Here is a 17334-nt window from a genome sequence, read left to right on the forward strand (position 1 = left end):
AGGGAGGAAACAATGAAGCCAATCTTGCGACAAACCTTGCCGCTGACCGCGCTGATCGCGGCGACGGCCATTTCGATTGTCCCCTCGGCGCGCGCCGAAGTGCCGGCAAGCTGCGTCAAGGGCGTCGATCTCGCGACGCTGGGACCGAAATCGATCGTCGGTCAGGGACCGCACGGCGAGAAGGCCGCTTCGCCCGAGGTGCTCGCGCTGTCGGACGCCGACGCTGCCAAGATCAAGGAGAAGCATTTCAAGGTCGGCATTTCCATGCAGACCGTCAACCTCGACTGGGCGCAGCTGCAGATCCAGGGCATCACCGACACGCTGAAGAAGTACGGCGTGACGGTGACCGGCGTCGCATCCGCCGAATATCAGGTCGACAAGCAGATCGCCGACATCGAGAACACCATCCAGCAGCATCCGGATGGCATCATCTCGATCCCGGTCGATTTCACCGCGACCGCGCCGACCTACAAGAAGGTCGCCAAGGCCGGCATCAAGCTGGTGCTGATGGACAGCATCCCGACCGGCCTCAAGCATCCCGAGGAATACGCCTCGATGATTTCGGCGGACAACCTGGGCAACGGACAGATCGCGGCCCAGATTCTGGCCTCCTGCATGCCGCAGGGCGGCACCATCGGCCTCGTCAATTTCGGCGTCGACTATTTCAGCACCAACGAGCGCACCAAGGGGGTCCGCGAGTGGATGCAGAAGAACCGTCCCGACCTCAAGATGAAGCAGGTCGACTTCACCGACCCGCCGAAGGTGTCGCAGATCGCGGGCGACTTCCTCACCGGCAATCCGGATGTCAAAGGCGTGTTCGCGGTCTGGGATCAGCCGGCGCTCGATACGCTGAGCTCGATGCGCGCGCAGGGCATCGACATTCCGGTCACGACCGTCGATCTCGGCCTGCAATCGGCGATCGAGATCGCCAAGGGCGGGCCGCTGAAGGCGACCGGCTCGCAGCGACCCTATGACCAGGGCGTCGCGGAGGCGATGGCGATGATGAATGCGCTGCTTGGCAAGGAGACGCCGGCCTGGGTCGGTGTGCAGTCGCTGCCGGTGACGCAGTCGAACGTGCTGGAATCCTACAAGACGGTGTTCAAGAAAGAGCCGCCGCAGGAACTGACCGACGCGTGCAACAAGGCGAAGCCTGCCTGCAACTGAGCCGCACGAGTTCGATGCGTGGTCCCGCGAGCCCGCGCCTCGTGAGCAGCCTGATCCGGGCGTGCCAGCCCCCGCTCGGATCAGGTTGCGCTGGTGACGTACTCGACGGGAAGGCTGCGGAAGTGCTTGCGCATGTCCGATGACGCCGCGCCGCCGACGATGATCCGCGAGAACGCGCCGATATCGGAGAAGAATGCCGATTTGAGACTGCCGAGCTTGCTCGCGTCGATCACCAGAACGCTCTCCATCGCGGTCTCGATGACGGCCTGCTTGACAGCGACTTCGTGAAAATTCGAGCAGCTCGCGCCGCGGGTCCAGTGCACGCCGCCCGCGGAGATGAAGGCCTTGTTGATCCCGAGTCGCCGCAGGTAGGACAGGCCGTCATCCGACGCGAACGATTGCGAGGAGGGATGATAGAGCCCGCCCATCACCATCACCTGCGTGTTGGGCCGGTGCGTCACGATCGACGCCACGTTCATCGAATAGCAGATCACCGAGAGCGGCAGATCCTCGGGCAGGCAGTCCGCCAGCGACTGCATCGTGGTGCCGCAGTCGATGAAGATGGTATCGCCTTCCTTGATGGAGGCGGCGGCAGCCCGACAGGCGAGACGCTTGTCCTGGGTGTGCTGATCGATCTCCTGCTCGAACGTGTACTTGATCCCGGTCGGCGACGCGGCATTGACGACGTAGCCGCCGAGCAGAGCGAGGGCAGCTTCCGGCCCGGCAAGGTCGCGCCGCACCGTCATTTCGGAAACCTTGAGGAGCTCGGCGGCGTCCTTCAGATGCAGCGCGCCACTCGATTCGACGGCGCGACGCAGCCTCTGCAGACGCTGGACGCGTGTCTCGCTTGGTCGTGCGTTGGAAGTTTCAGCCATTTTGATCGCCGAGCTTGCTTATCCGATTGACAATGATCTTACAATGTTGTGAGTTTAGCAACGTCGATTTGTTACAATAATAACATCCAGTCCCGCGGGTTGATCCGGTGTCGAGACGATGTCGTCCTCGGCAGGCGGCAAACCCCGCGGCAAGGTCAGGGGAGGATCACATGTTGCGATCGGCACATTCAATCTATCTGGCCACCTCGTCGATTCGCTAGGACCGCACGGCGCCGCCATGACGCAGAGCGTCTTCATACAGAATCCGTCCCCGTTGGCCGTGCAATCGCCTTCCCCGGGCGGCGAGCATGTGCATCCGCTGCCGCGCAACAGCGGCCGTGCGCTCGAGATGGACTGGGTCGACGACATCAGGATCAACCTGTCGGCCGCCGAACGGCGTGTTGCGAGCCTGCCAGGCCGGCGAACCGTGAAGAAGGACGCGCAGGCGGCGTGGCTGCTCAAGGCAGTCACCTGCATCGATCTGACGACGCTCAACGGCGACGATACGACCGAACGAGTGAAGCGTCTCTGCGCCAAGGCCAAGGCGCCCGTGCGCGGCGATGTCATGGAGAAGCTCGGCTTTGCCGGGCGCGCCCTGCATACCGGTGCTGTCTGTGTCTACCATCGGTTCGTCGGTGCGGCTGTCGAAGCGCTCGACGGATCCGGCATCCCGGTCGCCGCGGTCTCGACCGGGTTTCCCGCTGGCCTCGTGCCGCATGAGCTGAAGCTGAAGGAGATCGAGGCGTCGGTCCGCGACGGCGCGCAGGAGATCGACATCGTCATCACGCGCGAGCATGTGCTGACCGGCGACTGGCGGGCGCTTTACGCCGAGGTCCAGGATTTCCGCGCGGTCTGCGACAACGCGCATCTGAAGACGATCCTGGCCACGGGTGATCTCAAGACGCTGCGCAATGTCGCCAAGGCATCGATGGTCTGCATGATGGCCGGCGCCGACTTCATCAAGACCTCAACCGGCAAGGAGGGCGTGAACGCGACGCTGCCGGTGACGCTGGCGATGCTGCGGATGATCCGCCTCTATCAGGAGCGCACCGGCTACGAGATCGGCTTCAAGCCGGCCGGTGGAATTTCGACGGCAAAGGACGTGCTCACCTATCAGTTCCTGATGAAGGAGGAGCTCGGACGCGACTGGCTCGAGCCGGATCTGTTCCGCATCGGCGCCTCCAGCCTGCTCGCCGACATCGAGCGGCAGCTCGAGCATCACGTGACCGGCCACTACTCGGCTTTCAACCGCCACCCCGTGGGATGAGACTCCAGCGATGAGCGTCGCAAGCTATTTCGAGACCATGGAGTATGGCCCCGCGCCCGAGGCGGACGGCGAGGCGCGGGCCTGGCTGGCGCGGCATGACGCCACGTTCGGGCATTTCATCGCCGGCAAATTCACAGCGCCGCACGCGGGCAAGCACCTCACGACGTCCGAGCCCGCCACCGGTAAAACGCTGGCGCGCATCGCGCAGGGCGACGCTACCGATGTCGAGGCCGCGGTCAGCGCAGCGCGCACCGCGCAGGCAGCCTGGGCAAAGCTCGGCGGTCACGGCCGCGCGCGTCATCTCTACGCGTTGGCGCGCATGCTGCAGCGTCACGCCCGGCTGTTCGCCGTGCTGGAGGCGATCGACAACGGCAAGCCGATCCGGGAAACCCGCGATCTCGACGTGCCGCTCGCCGCGCGCCATTTCCTCTATCACGCGGGCTGGGCGCAGTTGCAGGACCGCGAATTCGCCGATCAGGTGCCGATCGGCGTGATCGGCCAGATCATTCCGTGGAATTTCCCGCTGCTGATGCTGGCCTGGAAAATCGCGCCGGCGCTCGCCGCGGGCAACACGGTGGTGCTGAAGCCGGCCGAGTTCACCTCGCTCACCGCGCTGCTGTTCGCCGAGCTGTCGGCCGAGGCCGGCCTGCCGCCGGGCGTGCTCAACGTCGTCACCGGCGATGGCGCGACCGGTGCACTGCTGGTCGAAAGTCCCGGCGTCGACAAGATCGCCTTCACTGGATCGACCGAGGTCGGGCGGTTGATCCGCCAGACGACTGCAGGCACCGGCAAGTCGCTGACGCTGGAGCTCGGCGGCAAGTCGCCGTTCATCGTGTTCGACGATGCCGACATCGACGGCGCGGTGGAGGGCGTGGTCGATGCGATCTGGTTCAACCAGGGCCAGGTGTGCTGCGCCGGCTCGCGGCTGTTGCTGCAGGAGGGCATTGCGGAGACCTTCCGCAGGCGCCTGATCCGCCGCATGGAGACGCTTCGCGTCGGCATGCCGCTCGACAAGGCGATCGACATGGGCGCGGTGGTCGCGCCGGTGCAGCTCGAGCGGATCAAGTCGCTGGTCGAGATCGGGGTGAAGGAAGGCGCCGAGAAATATCAGGCGTCCGGCACGATGCCGTCGGAAGGATGCTTTTATCCGCCGACCCTGCTCTGGAACGTGCATCCGTCGTCGACGGTTGCTACCGAAGAGATTTTTGGTCCGGTCCTGGTGGCGATGACGTTCCGCACGCCGGACGAGGCGGTGATGCTTGCCAACAACACGCGCTACGGCCTTGCCGCCAGCGTGTGGAGCGAGACGATCGGACTCGCGCTCGACATCGCGCCGAAACTCCTGGCCGGCGTGGTTTGGGTCAATGCCACCAATCTGTTTGACGCCAGTGTCGGCTTCGGCGGCTATCGCGAGTCCGGCTTCGGCCGCGAGGGCGGCCGCGAAGGCATGTATGAGTATCTCAAGCCGAAGGCCTGGAGCGGGCGCAAGGCCAGGGCCAAGGCAGCGCCGCTGCCGACGGCGTCCGGCGCCAGCGCCGGTTTCGACGTGCCGCCGATCGATCGAACGGCAAAACTGTTCGTCGGCGGCAAGCAGGTGCGCCCGGACGGCAACTATTCACGCGCAGTGCTCTCGCCGAAGGGCCGCCGTCTCGGCGAGGCAGGCGAGGGCAATCGCAAGGATATCCGCAATGCGGTGGCGGCGGCGCGCTCCGCCGAGGGCTGGGCGCGGGCGACGGCGCATAATCGCGCCCAGATCCTCTACTATCTTGCCGAGAATCTTTCCGCGCGCGGTGACGAGTTCGCCCGGCGGATCGCCGACATGACCGGCGTCTCGGCAGCAAAGGCGCGCGCGGAGGTCGATGCGAGCATCGAGCGGCTGTTCAGCTATGGCGCCTGGGCCGACAAATTCGAGGGCACGATCCACGCGCCGCCGCTGCGCGGCGTGGCGCTGGCGATGCATGAGCCGATCGGCGTGGTCGGTGTCGTCTGTCCCGACGAGGCGCCGCTGCTCGGCTTCATCAGTCTGGTCGCGCCGCTGGTTGCGATGGGCAACCGGGTCGTCGCGGTGCCGAGCGAGCGGCATCCGCTCGCCGCGACCGACTTCTACCAAGTGCTCGAGACCTCGGACGTCCCGGGCGGAGTGGTCAACATCGTCACCGGCGATCGCGATGAACTGGTCAAGGTCCTTGCCGAGCATGACGATGTCGACGCGCTCTGGGCATTTGGGTCGCAGGACGCCTCGACGGCGGCCGAACGGTATTCGATCGGCAATCTCAAGCGGACGCTGGTCGATCATGGCCTCGCGCTCGACTGGTACGACAAGGCCGCGAGCGAGGGCCCGATCCTGCTCCGCCATGCCGTGCAGGTGAAGAACATCTGGATTCCATATGGCGACTAGGGATGTCACCTTGCGGTGATATCGATCGGGGTCCGGACCGTCAGAGTTCGGCTAGTTTGACGACAAGGGAGGGACGCAACATGCTCAAGGGCATCAATCCACTGCTCAATGCCGACGTGCTCTACGCCCTGCGGGCGATGGGGCACGGCGATCGCCTGGTGGTGTGCGACACCAATTTTCCGGCCGACTCGATCGCGCGCCAGAGCGTGCATGGCAAGCTGCTCCGCATCGACAATGTGAGTGCCGCCAAGGCGGTCGAGGCCGTGCTCTCGGTGATGGCGCTCGACACGTTCGTCGACGATGCCGCGATCCGCATGGAGATCGTCGGCCAAGCTCAGGAAGTGCCGCCGGTGCAGCGCGAGGTGCAGGCCGCGATCGATCGCGCCGAGGGAAGATCCTGGCCGCTGGTCGGCGTTGAGCGCCATGCCTTCTACGAGAAGGCCAAAACGGCCTATTGCGTGATCGCGACCGGCGAGCGGCGCTTCTACGGCTGCTTCCTGTTCAGCAAAGGCGTGATCGCGCCGGACGGGGAGTGACGATATGAGCAAGAATGGCGTCGCCGTCCTCGGCGTCTTCGTCGTCGACCTGGCGTTCCGCGCCGGCAACATGCCGGCGATCGGCGAGACCATCGCCGGCTCGGGATTCGCGATGGGGCCGGGCGGCAAGGGATCCAACCAGGCTGTCGCGGCCGCGCGGGCCGGCGCCAGCGTGAGCTTCATCTCGCGCATCGGCAACGACGCCTTCGGCGAGCTTGCGATCAAGACCTGGGAGGCTGAGGGAATCCGGCCGCGCGTGGCCAGGACGGCGGACGCGCCGACCGGAGCTGCGTTCATCTATGTCCACGAGACGCGCGGCGATAACGCGATCATCGTGGTGCCGGGCGCAGCAGGCGGGATCGGCCCGGCCGATGTCGATGCGGTGGCGGACGCCATTCGCGACTCCAGCGTGTTCGTGACGCAGCTCGAGCAGCCGGTCGATGCGGCGCGGCGCGGGCTCGAGATCGCACGCGCCGCCGGCAGCATCACCGTGTTCAATCCCGCGCCGGCGATCAAGTTCGACTCTGGCCTGTTTGCGCTCTGCGATTATGTCGTCCCCAACGAGACGGAAGCTGAAGGGTTGACCGGCATCGCGGTGAGCGATCTCGCCGGTGCCCGCCGCGCCGGCGATGCGTTGCTGGCGAAAGGCGCGGGCACGGCGCTGATCACGCTCGGCGAGCGCGGCGCGTTGTTTCATACGCGGGATCGCTCGCTGCACGTGCCGCCCTTCGCCGCCGGCAAGGTGGTCGAGACCACCGGCGCGGGCGACGCCTTCGTCGGCGGTTTCGCGGCGGCGCTCGCGGATGGCGTCGACCCGCTTGAGGCTGCGCGGTTCGGTTCGGCCACCGCGGGAATCTCGGTGACGCGACCGGGCACCGCCCCCGCGATGCCGTGGCGCGCGGAAATCGACGCGCTGCTGAAGGGATGATCGCGCGATGATGCGGAACGATCCGATCAAGCATGTCTTCATCTGGCCGGCGGTGCTCGTCGTGCTGGCGATCTCGATCTTTCCGCTGATCTATTCGCTCACCACGAGCTTCCTGAGCTATCGCCTGATCCCGCCGATCCCGCCGCGGGTGGTCTGGCTTGGCAACTATGCGACACTGTTGCAGGAGCCGCGGTTCTGGAACGCGATCTACACCACGACGCTGATTGCCTTCATCGCCGTCGGGCTGCAATACGCGATTGGTTTCGGTGTCGCGCTGGCGCTGAACGCGCGCGTGCCGGGCGAGCGGCTGTTTCGTGTCGCCTTGCTGCTGCCGATGCTGCTCGCGCCCGTCGCAGTCGCGCTGGTCGCGCGCATGATGTTCAACCCGACGATGGGGCCGCTCAACCAGTTTCTGTCGAAGTTCGGCCTGGTCAACCTGCCGTTCCTCACCAATGGACATTGGGCGCTCGCCTGCATCATCGCGGTCGAGGTCTGGCAGTGGACCCCGTTCGTGATCCTGATGATGCTGGCCGGCCTGCAAACGCTGCCCGAAGACGTCTACGAGGCTGCCGAGCTCGAGAATGCGAGCGCCTGGCAGCAGTTCTGGGGCATCACCTTTCCGATGCTGCTGCCGATCTCTGCCGCGATCGTCTTCATCCGCCTGATCGAGAGCTACAAGATCATGGACACGGTGTTCGTGATGACGGGCGGCGGTCCGGGCGTGGATACCGAGACGCTGACCTTGTTCGCCTATCAGGAAGGCTTCAAGAAGTTCAATCTTGGCTACACGTCGGCGCTCAGCTTCCTGTTCCTGATCGCGATCACGATCATCGGCGTCACCTATCTGGCGCTGCTGCGGCCTCATCTGGAGAAGCGCCGATGAGCGGGCAGGGCTTGACCGGACTGTCGCCATGGAGCCGCCGCCTGGTTACGGTCGGCGTCCTCGTCTGGTGCCTGATCACGGTGTTTCCGCTCTATTGGGTGGTCGTCACCGCGTTCAAGACGCCGCCGGGCGTGGTCGGCGGGCCGACCTATCTGCCGTTCATCGACTTCACGCCGACCTTGCAGCCGTTCATCGATCTCTATCAGGGAATCCGCGGCGAGTTCTTCCACACGTTCCTGAATTCGACCATCGTCGGCCTGTCGGCGGCGGCCATCGCCACCGCGATCGGCGCAATGGCGGCCTACGCGCTGGTGCGGTTCGAGTTCAAGGTACGCCTTGGCGCGGGTCTCCTGTTCTTCCTGCTCGCGCTCGGCGGCTATCTGTTCTTCAACGCGACGTTCGGATTGACCCGCCCGCAGGCGCTGTTGCTCGCGTTTCCAATCGCGCTGATCGCTGCCGTCGCCGCCAATCGGCTGCCGTTGCCCGGGCCGATCCTCGGCAATGAGGACATCCTGTTCTGGTTCGTCAGCCAGCGCATGTTCCCGCCGATCGTGACAGCCTTCGCGCTGTATCTGCTCTACAGCGAGATCGGTCGGCTCGGCTTCCAGCTGATCGACAGCTTCGTCGGCCTTACGCTGTGCTATGTCGCCTTCTCGCTGCCGATCGTCGTCTGGCTGATGCGCGACTTCTTCGAGGCGGTGCCGATCGAGGTCGAAGAAGCGGCGATGGTCGACAACGTGCCGAGCTGGCGCATCTTCTTCGGCATCGTAGTGCCGATGTCGATGAACGGGCTGCTGGCGACGTTCATGATCACGCTGGCCTTCGTCTGGAATGAGTTTCTGTTCGCGCTGTTCCTGACTAATTCCAGATGGCAGACGCTGCCTATCCTGGTGGCGGGACAGAACAGCCAGCGCGGCGACGAATGGTGGGCGATCTCGGCTGCGGCGCTCGTCGCAATCGTTCCCATGATGATCATGGCGGGCCTGCTCAGCCGGATGATGCGGTCGGGCCTGCTGCTCGGGGCCATCAAATAGCAAAAAACCTTGTAGGGAGGACTAGACGATGTTGCGACGGACGTTCCTGATGCTGACCACCTCGCTCGCGATGGCCTGTGCCGCGAGCCAGGCGAATGCTGCTTGTAGTCCGGATTACACCGGCGTCACCCTGACGGTGGCGTCGCAGACCGGACCGTATATCGCGTCCGCGCTCAAGCTCGGCGCGGACGAATGGGCCAAGAAGACCTGCGGCAAGGTCAATGTCGTCGAGTTTCCATGGTCCGAACTCTATCCGAAGATCGCGACATCGCTCACGGCGTCGGACGCGACGTTCGATCTGGTCAGCTTCGCGCCGGCCTGGCTGCCGGATTTCGTCCCCTATCTCAGCGAGATGCCGAAGGAGATGCAGTCCGGCAAGGATTGGGACGATATCGAGCCGGCTTATCGCGAACGCCTGATGGTGTGGGAAGGCAAGATCTACTCGCAATCGATGGACGGCGACGTCCACACCTATACGTACCGCACCGACCTGTTCAGCGATCCCAAGGAGAAGGACGCGTTCAAGGCCAAATACGGCTACGACCTCGCGCCGCCGAAGACCTGGAAGCAGTATCTCGACATCGCGGAGTTCTTCCAGCGGCCCGACAAGGGCCTGTGGGGAACGGCGGAAGCGTTTCGTCGCGGCGGTCAGCAGTTCTGGTTCTTCTTCAGCCATGCGGCGGCCTACGCGAACAGTCCGAACTATCCGGGCGCGATGTTCTTCGACCCCGAGACGATGGACGCGCAGATCAACAACCCGGGCTGGGTGAAGGGGCTCGAGGAATACATCCGGGCATCGAAGCTCGGGCCGCCCAACGCGCTGAACTTCTCGTTCGGCGAAGTGAACGCGGCCGTGGCCGGTGGCCAGGTGGCAGAATCGATCGGCTGGGGCGACACCGGTGTGATCGCGGCCGACCCGAAGCAGTCGAAGATTTCCGGCAAGGTCGGCTCGGCGATGCTGCCCGGCTCGGACGAGATCTGGAATGCCAAGACCAAGAAGTGGGACAAGTTCCCGAGCGTACTTCCGGGCCCGTTCATGGCGTTCGGCGGCTGGCAGATCGCGGTGCCGAAGGCCGGCAAGAACCAGCAGGCGGCGTGGGACTTCGTCAAGACGCTGACGAGCCCCGAGGTGTCGGGCCAGGCGGCGATCACCGGCGGCAGCGGCGTCAATCCCTATCGCAAATCGCACACCGCCAATCTGCAACTGTGGAGCAAGATCTTCTCGCCGGAAGAGGCCAAGGAATATCTCGGCGCGCAGTCGGATTCCATCAACGCCAAGAACGTCGCGCTCGACATGCGTCTGCCCGGCTATTTCTCCTACACCGAGGTGGTGGAGATAGAGCTCGGCAAGGCGCTGGCCGGCCAGACCACGCCGCAAGCGGCGCTCGACGCGATGGCGAAGGAATGGAATCGCCTGACCGACGAGTTCGGCCGGGCCAAGCAGCTCGCCGCCTATCGCGCGGCGATGGGCCTCCCGCCCAAGAACTAGCTTTCCAGTGAGACGTCCCGGATGATGCGCGAGCGTCATCCGGGGCTTGACTAGCCGTCGAAGGGACGGAAAAGGATTCCATGGCGCACGTCGAGATCGAGAACGTCAGCAAGGCATACGGGCCCTACAAGATCATCGAAGGGCTCGACCTCAACGTGGCCGACGAGGAGTTTGTCGTGCTGGTCGGCCCGTCCGGCTGCGGCAAGACCACGACATTGCGCATGATCGCGGGACTGGAGGCCGTCACCGGCGGCACCATCCGGATCGGCAACCGCGACGTCACCCAGTTGCGGCCCGGCTTGCGCAATTGCGCGATGGTGTTCCAGAACTACGCGCTCTATCCGCACATGACGGTCGGCGAGAACATCGGTTACGGCATGAAGGTGCGCGGTGAATCGCGCGCCAGCATCGAAAAGGCCGTCAACGACGTGGCACGCGTCCTTGACCTGGAACAGTACCTGCAACGGCGGCCCAAGCAGCTTTCCGGCGGGCAGCGCCAGCGCGTGGCGATCGGCCGCGCCATCGTGCGCAGCCCGGATGTGTTTCTGTTCGACGAGCCATTGTCAAATCTCGACGCCAAGCTCCGCATCGAGATGCGGACCGAGATCAAGGCGCTGCATCGCCGTCTCGCCAAGACGATCGTCTATGTCACGCACGACCAGGTCGAAGCCATGACGATGGCCGATCGCGTCGTGGTGATGAACAAAGGCCGGATCGAGCAGGCGGCCGATCCCATTACAATCTACGAGAAGCCCAGCAATCTGTTCGTCGCGGGCTTCATGGGCGCGCCCAGCATGAACTTCATCGATGGTGAGATCATTGCCAGCGACGGCGCGCTCACCTTCACCGCCCCATCCGGCACGGCTTTGCGCATACCGAAGTCCCGCGAGGCGGCCTACGCAGCAAGCGTCGGCAAGCCCGTGGTGCTCGGCGTGCGGCCCGATCATGTGTTGCGGCAGGGCGCGGCGGAGGGTTCTTCCGTCCGGTTGCTTGTGAAGGACGTGGAGCCGCTGGGGCCGCATACGCTGGTGATCGGGACGGTCGCGGGCTTTGCGTTCACCGCGCAAATGCCGGTTGGCGTCGCCGCGGAGCCGGATCACGTCGTCGACGTCGCGCTCGATCTTGAGCGAACGCATTTGTTCGACAAGACGTCAGGGATGGCGATTTCCTGATCTGCTCTGGCGACGGTAACAGGCTTGCGGGCACCGGAACCGGGGAAGTGAGGCCAGCGCTCCGGACATAACCCTCGGCGCCGAGTTTGACTGACCTCCAGCCGGTGAGCCGGAGCGGGCGTTTGAACGCCTTGGGAGCCGCTACAGGGGCTTCGCCGGCGAATTGGCAGGACATTTGGCTGAATCGGTTCCTGCTCCTGCATCTGGGCGCGCCGATCGAGCGGGCTTCATCGGAAATCGCAGGACGTGCCGCCGATGGCGGCTTCTGATGCGATTGTTTTCCATGTTATCACCTGATCCGTCGAAACTGCGTTCGTGCATGACTTGCCCGAACCCACGAGCCCGGATCCTGATGATGCTGTCGCTGCCCAAGACCAAAATACGCGTGCTGCTGCTGGAGGGCGTGAATGATTCTGCAGTCCGGATGTTCGAGGCGAACGGCTATACCGAGTTGCAACGTCTGCCCAAGGCGCTGGGGCCCAAAGAGCTCAAGCAAGCGCTGTCGGGCATCCATATGCTGGGAATTCGGTCGCGGACCCAGTTGACCGCGGAGATCCTGGAGGCCGCCGACCGATTGCTCGTTGTCGGCTGCTTTTCGGTCGGCACCAATCAGGTGGATCTCGACGCCGCGCGAAAGCTCGGAATCCCCGTATTCAACGCGCCATACTCCAACACCCGCAGCGTGGCGGAGCTGACCATCGCCGAGATCGTCATGCTGTTCCGCCGGATCTTTCCGCGTTCGGTCTCCGCACATGCCGGCGGCTGGGACAAGTCCGCCGAAGGCAGCCGCGAAGTGCGTGGCAAGACGCTCGGCATCGTCGGCTACGGCAACATCGGCTCGCAGCTGTCGAACCTCGCGGAAGCCATGGGTATGCGCGTGATCTATTTCGATCAGACCGACAAGCTCCGCCATGGCAATACCGAGCCTGCCGAGTCGCTTGACGCGTTGCTCGCAGCGAGCGACGTCGTCTCGCTGCATGTGCCGGAGACGCCGACCACCGCCAACATGATCGGCGCAGCCCAGCTCCAGCTGATGAAGCCCGAGGCCTATCTGATCAACAACTCGCGCGGCACCGTGGTCGATCTCGACGCGCTGGCGAGCGCCCTGCGTGAGGGCCGGCTGGCGGGCGCCGCAGTCGACGTGTTTCCGGTCGAACCGGTGTCGAACGAGGCGCGCTTTGTCTCGCCGTTGCAGGGGCTGCCCAACGTCATCCTCACGCCGCATGTCGGCGGTTCGACGGAAGAGGCGCAGGATCGCATCGGCGGCGAAGTTGCGCGCAAGCTGATCGATTATTCGGACGTCGGGTCGACCTTCGGGGCGGTCAATTTTCCGCAGGTGCAATTGCCAGCGCGACCGACCGGCACCCGTTTCATCCATGTTCACCGCAATGTTCCGGGCGTCATGCGTCAGGTCAACGACGCGGTCTCCCGGCACGGGATCAACATCCTGGCGCAATATCTCCAGACCGATCCGGAAGTCGGCTATGTCGTGCTCGAGACCGACGTTGTCGGCGGTGAGGGCGAGGGACTGCTGGCCGATTTGAAAGACATTGACGGCACGATCCGCGTGCGGGTGCTGTATGACGCGAACCGGCCGCAGGGTTGATCGGCCGCGTCAATCGGCCGAGAAGCCGAACGGGACGCTCGAGGTTCTGAAATCGTCGGGAAGAATCTCGCGTCCGATCGGCGGTGCCGACCGGGCCGCGCATCTCGGGCGATGGCAGACCCGGCAGGCGACGCCGATCGGGGTCGGCTCATCCGCGTTCGGTCCCTGTCCGTCACGGGTGTAGATCAGCTGGCCCGCATGCTCGGCGGCACAGCCGATCGCAATCGCCCGCTCGACGCGGATGGCGCCGAACGCGCCGCCGCCGGCGGTCACGGTGCGGGCGATCGAGAAGAACCGCTGGCCGTCGGGCAATTCCAGCCATTGCGTGACGATCTGGCGCGGCGTCTTGAAGATATCGTGCACCGACCATAGCGGACACGCGCCGCCATGTTTCGCAAACGGAAACCCGGCGCCATCGAGCAGCTTGGAGATGTTGCCGGCCGGATCGACGCGGATCAGGAAGAATGGCACTTTCTCGAGGCCTGGCCGCTGCAACGTCGTCACGCGGTGCGCGATCTGCTCGAAGCTGGTGCCGAATTGGCGCGCCAGCGCCTCCAGATCGTAACGCCGCGTCTCGACCGCCTTCGCAAACACGGAATACGGCATGATGAGCGCGGCCGCGGCATAGGCTGCGAGCGCGCGGCGGGCCAGCAACTCGGCGCTCTTGCTGGTGAACTTGCCGTCTTCCACCGCCGCGCTGATCTCGCCTTCCAGCTCCAGATAAGCGAGTTGCTTCGCCAGCTGAAAATTGAGACCTGCGGTATCGAGCGAATCTTCGAGCAGCAATTGTCGGCGATGGAGATCCAATCGCCTGACCGAACCAAGCATGACGTTCGGCGGCAGGTAGCGGACCTGGAGTTTGTGACGTTCGCGAAGCCGCTCGATAAATCCGGCTGGTCCGGCCGGTTCGTGGACGAGACGCTCGGCCGCATCGTCGAGGTTGGCAAAATTGTTGCGGCGGGCGGCGAGGAATCGCCGGACCTCCGCGACGGGATCGTTGGCGTCAAAATTCTCCTGACCCGGGTGCGACCCGCCACCCACCAGGTCCGGAGCCCGTCGCTCCGCAAGTGCCAGCTGCTCTTCGCGATAGGCGGTGTAAAGGCGCAGGAACGCTTCGGTCATTCCGGGATAGCTGACCGCGAGGTCGCTGACCTCGAGCGCCGGGATGTCGATGTCGGCAAACATCGGTTCCTTCAAAACCGACTGCATGCGCGCGGTGTGATCGGCGCCGCCGTCGCCGGCGAGATCGGCCAGATCGATCTTGTAGGTGCGGGCCAGGCGAAGCAGCATGTCCGCCGTCACCGGCCGCTGATTGCGTTCCAGCAGCGCGACGTAGGGGGCGGAGATTTCGAGGTCGGCCGCCATGTCGGCCTGGGTCAGCCCGAGATCGCGCCGCAGCCGCCGCAGCCGCGGACCCATGAAAACGGAACGGGCGCTTGAGGTTACCATTGCCTCATCCAAGGTTTGTAAGATTCTTACAACAATACATCAGTTTCTTGTAAGTTATGACAAGTTTTCCGCGCCAGGTCTAGCTCCCGGTGAGGCTGGGCTTACAAAGAGACCAGTTATTTCGTCACCGAAGGGATCACGGACATGAACTTCCAACCGCGCGGGATCAGCATCCAGGGGCCGGCTTCGTATCAGAGCGAGCTTGAGGCGGCCGAAGCGCTGCTCAAGACCAAGGACACCTGGAACGGCGTCACCGCCGAGGCCGTGGCGCGTATGCGCCTGCAGAACCGCTTCAAGACCGGTCTGGATGTCGCCCGCTACACGGCTGCGCTGATGCGCGCCGACATGGCCGCCTATGATGCCGACAGCACCAAGTACACCCAGTCGCTCGGTTGCTGGCACGGCTTCATCGCGCAGCAGAAGCTGATCTCGGTCAAGAAGCACTTCGGCAATACCGATCGCCGCTACCTCTATCTGTCCGGCTGGATGATTGCGGCGCTGCGTTCCGAGTTCGGTCCGCTGCCCGACCAGTCGATGCACGAGAAGACCTCGGTGCCGGCGCTGATCGAAGAGCTCTACACCTTCCTGCGCCAGGCGGATTCCCGTGAGCTCAATGATACCTTCCGCGCGCTCGATGCGGCGCGCAAGGAAGGCGACAAGGCCAAGGAGAAGGCGTTGATCGAGAAGATCGACAACTTCCAGACCCACGTCGTGCCTGTTATCGCCGACATCGACGCCGGCTTCGGCAATGCCGAGGCGACCTACCTGCTTGCCAAGAAGATGATCGAGGCGGGTGCATGCGCCCTGCAGATCGAGAACCAGGTCTCCGACGAGAAGCAGTGCGGCCACCAGGACGGCAAGGTCACCGTGCCGCACGAGGTGTTCATCGCGAAGATCCGCGCCTGCCGCCATGCGTTCCTCGAGCTCGGCGTCGAAGACGGCATCATCGTGACCCGTACCGACTCGCTCGGCGCCGGCCTGACGCAGCAGATCGCCGTGAGCCACAAGCCCGGCGACCTCGGCGACCAGTACAACAGCTTCCTCGACTGCGAGGAAGTGACAGCTGCCAATGCGCGCAACGGCGACGTCATCATCAGCCAGAACGGCAAGATGATGCGTCCGAAGCGGCTGCCCAGCAACCTCTACCAGTTCCGTCCCGGCACCGGTGCGGATCGCTGCGTGCTCGACTGCATCACCTCGCTGCAGAACGGCGCCGACCTGCTGTGGATCGAGACCGAGAAGCCGCATATCGAGCAGATCGCCAGCATGGTCGATCGCATCCGCAAGGTCATTCCGAACGCGAAGCTGGCCTACAACAACTCGCCGTCGTTCAACTGGACCCTCAACTTCCGTTGGCAGGTCTACGACGCGATGAAGGAAGCCGGCAAGGATGTCAGCAAGTACAACCGCGCCGAACTGATGAAGGTGGAATACGACGGCACGCCGCTGGCGATCGAGGCCGACGAGCGTATCCGTACCTTCCAGGCGGATTCGGCCAAGCGCGCCGGCATCTTCCACCATCTGATCACGCTGCCGACCTATCACACGGCTGCACTGTCGACCGACAATCTCGCGAAGGAGTATTTCGGCGAACAGGGCATGCTTGGCTACGTCAAGAACGTGCAGCGCGCGGAGATCCGTCAGGGCATCGCCTGTGCGAAGCATCAGAACATGGCGGGCTCCGACATCGGCGACGATCACAAGGAGTACTTCGCCGGTGAGGCTGCCCTCAAGGCGGGCGGCGCCCACAACACAATGAACCAGTTCGGCTAGTCGATCGAACGGGCCAAAGCGACTATCGGCTGGACAGGCGGGATTGCGAGGCAGTCCCGCCTGTCTGCTCGTTTAGCGGGGCGATTTCGACCGCGGTGACGCGGTCGAAATCGCCCCGCAGCGTTTACAAGGTTGTTCCCGTCAGGCTTCGCCCCGCTTGTCGAGGTTCCCTCATTCCACGCGAGCGTGGTATTGCCTCGCCGCGATCTCGAGGGCACGCCACGCGATGACTATCGGGCACTATGCATCCGCCGTCACCAGCTCCGCCGTGATGGAGCTGCTCAGGCCGTTCGATCCCCGTATCGTCGGAACGCTGCCGCTAGGCCTTGCCGTGCCGGGCAGCGACGTCGATATCGTCTGTCATGCGCCGGCTCCGAACGCGTTCGCGGACATCGTTTGGTCCCACTATCAATCGGCCGATGATTTCGTGCTCTACCGATGGACCTCGGGAACGCGGCCGGCGATTGCGCTTTGTGTGGGATAGCTGGCCGTTCGAACTGTTCGGCGATCAGCTTCCCGTGCGCCAGCAGCGGGGCTGGATCCATTTCGAGGTGGAGCGGCGGCTGCTCGCGCTTGACGACGGACGGCTGCGGCGAGCCGTCGGCAAGTTGCGGGCAGATGGCCTCAAGACCGAGCCGGCGTTTGCCGCCGTGCTCGGGATACCGGGCGATCCCTATCATGGGTTGCTCGAACTCGCGGCTGAAACGGACGCGGAGTTGTGCGCCCGGCTCGCGGCGTGCGGCCTCGGCTGATCGCGAGG

General features: G+C 64.4%; 15 protein-coding genes. 13 read left to right on the forward strand and 2 right to left on the reverse strand.

Features of this window, described 5'->3' with window-relative positions; all coding sequences use genetic code 11:
* Nucleotides 1-12 precede the first annotated feature (12 nt).
* Nucleotides 13-1164 carry a substrate-binding domain-containing protein gene (locus tag ACVIGA_RS31880; RefSeq protein WP_456669105.1) on the forward strand — a complete coding sequence of 384 codons (1152 nt, stop codon included), beginning with the start codon at nucleotides 13-15 and terminating at the stop codon, nucleotides 1162-1164.
* Nucleotides 1165-1244: 80 nt separating this feature from the next.
* Here ACVIGA_RS31880 and ACVIGA_RS31885 read toward each other — a convergent pair whose 3' ends face one another.
* Entirely contained in the window at nucleotides 1245-2039 is a 795-nt protein-coding gene (locus ACVIGA_RS31885) for a DeoR/GlpR family DNA-binding transcription regulator (protein WP_456669106.1), read from the reverse strand.
* Between the two features lie 349 nt (nucleotides 2040-2388).
* Between ACVIGA_RS31885 and deoC the strand changes: the two genes are divergently transcribed.
* The 9 genes from deoC (at nucleotide 2389) to serA (ending at nucleotide 13352) form a co-directional block, all read left to right on the forward strand.
* A complete protein-coding gene (gene deoC / locus ACVIGA_RS31890) occupies nucleotides 2389-3306 on the forward strand; it encodes a deoxyribose-phosphate aldolase (RefSeq protein WP_456670934.1) in 918 nt (305 codons plus the stop codon).
* A 10-nt stretch (nucleotides 3307-3316) separates the two neighbouring features.
* Entirely contained in the window at nucleotides 3317-5704 is a 2388-nt protein-coding gene (locus ACVIGA_RS31895; protein WP_456669107.1) for an aldehyde dehydrogenase family protein, read from the forward strand.
* An 80-nt stretch (nucleotides 5705-5784) separates the two neighbouring features.
* Entirely contained in the window at nucleotides 5785-6240 is a 456-nt protein-coding gene (locus ACVIGA_RS31900; protein WP_456669108.1) for an RbsD/FucU family protein, read from the forward strand.
* A gap of 4 nt (nucleotides 6241-6244) precedes the next feature.
* A complete protein-coding gene (locus tag ACVIGA_RS31905) occupies nucleotides 6245-7168 on the forward strand; it encodes a ribokinase (protein ID WP_456669109.1) in 924 nt (307 codons plus the stop codon).
* A gap of 7 nt (nucleotides 7169-7175) precedes the next feature.
* Nucleotides 7176-8051, forward strand: a complete 876-nt coding sequence (locus tag ACVIGA_RS31910; RefSeq protein WP_176533088.1) for a carbohydrate ABC transporter permease — start codon at nucleotides 7176-7178, stop codon at nucleotides 8049-8051.
* A complete protein-coding gene (locus ACVIGA_RS31915; protein WP_456669110.1) occupies nucleotides 8048-9085 on the forward strand; it encodes a carbohydrate ABC transporter permease in 1038 nt (345 codons plus the stop codon). Before ACVIGA_RS31910 ends, ACVIGA_RS31915 begins: the two co-directional genes overlap by 4 nt.
* A 49-nt stretch (nucleotides 9086-9134) precedes the next feature.
* Entirely contained in the window at nucleotides 9135-10574 is a 1440-nt protein-coding gene (locus ACVIGA_RS31920; RefSeq protein WP_456670935.1) for an extracellular solute-binding protein, read from the forward strand.
* A gap of 80 nt (nucleotides 10575-10654) precedes the next feature.
* A complete protein-coding gene (locus ACVIGA_RS31925) occupies nucleotides 10655-11746 on the forward strand; it encodes an ABC transporter ATP-binding protein (RefSeq protein ID WP_456669111.1) in 1092 nt (363 codons plus the stop codon).
* A gap of 352 nt (nucleotides 11747-12098) precedes the next feature.
* Entirely contained in the window at nucleotides 12099-13352 is a 1254-nt protein-coding gene (gene serA, locus ACVIGA_RS31930; RefSeq protein WP_456669112.1) for a phosphoglycerate dehydrogenase, read from the forward strand.
* 9 nt (nucleotides 13353-13361) lie between these two features.
* Here serA and ACVIGA_RS31935 read toward each other — a convergent pair whose 3' ends face one another.
* Nucleotides 13362-14801, reverse strand: a complete 1440-nt coding sequence (locus tag ACVIGA_RS31935; protein ID WP_342727198.1) for a helix-turn-helix domain-containing protein — start codon at nucleotides 14799-14801, stop codon at nucleotides 13362-13364.
* 144 nt (nucleotides 14802-14945) lie between these two features.
* Here ACVIGA_RS31935 and ACVIGA_RS31940 point away from each other — a divergent pair, with 144 nt between their 5' ends.
* The 3 genes from ACVIGA_RS31940 to ACVIGA_RS31950 all read left to right on the forward strand — a co-directional run bounded on the left by ACVIGA_RS31940 (nucleotide 14946) and on the right by ACVIGA_RS31950 (nucleotide 17326).
* Nucleotides 14946-16574, forward strand: a complete 1629-nt coding sequence (locus tag ACVIGA_RS31940) for an isocitrate lyase (protein ID WP_456669113.1) — start codon at nucleotides 14946-14948, stop codon at nucleotides 16572-16574.
* Between the two features lie 226 nt (nucleotides 16575-16800).
* A complete protein-coding gene (locus tag ACVIGA_RS31945) occupies nucleotides 16801-17058 on the forward strand; it encodes a DUF4269 domain-containing protein (RefSeq protein ID WP_456669114.1) in 258 nt (85 codons plus the stop codon).
* Nucleotides 17048-17326: a DUF4269 domain-containing protein gene (locus tag ACVIGA_RS31950; RefSeq protein WP_456669115.1), complete on the forward strand. Its 279-nt coding sequence runs from the start codon at nucleotides 17048-17050 to the stop codon at nucleotides 17324-17326. The genes ACVIGA_RS31945 and ACVIGA_RS31950 overlap by 11 nt, the downstream gene beginning before the upstream one ends.
* Nucleotides 17327-17334: the final 8 nt, after the last annotated feature.

This window comes from Bradyrhizobium sp. USDA 3240, assembly GCF_054063295.1.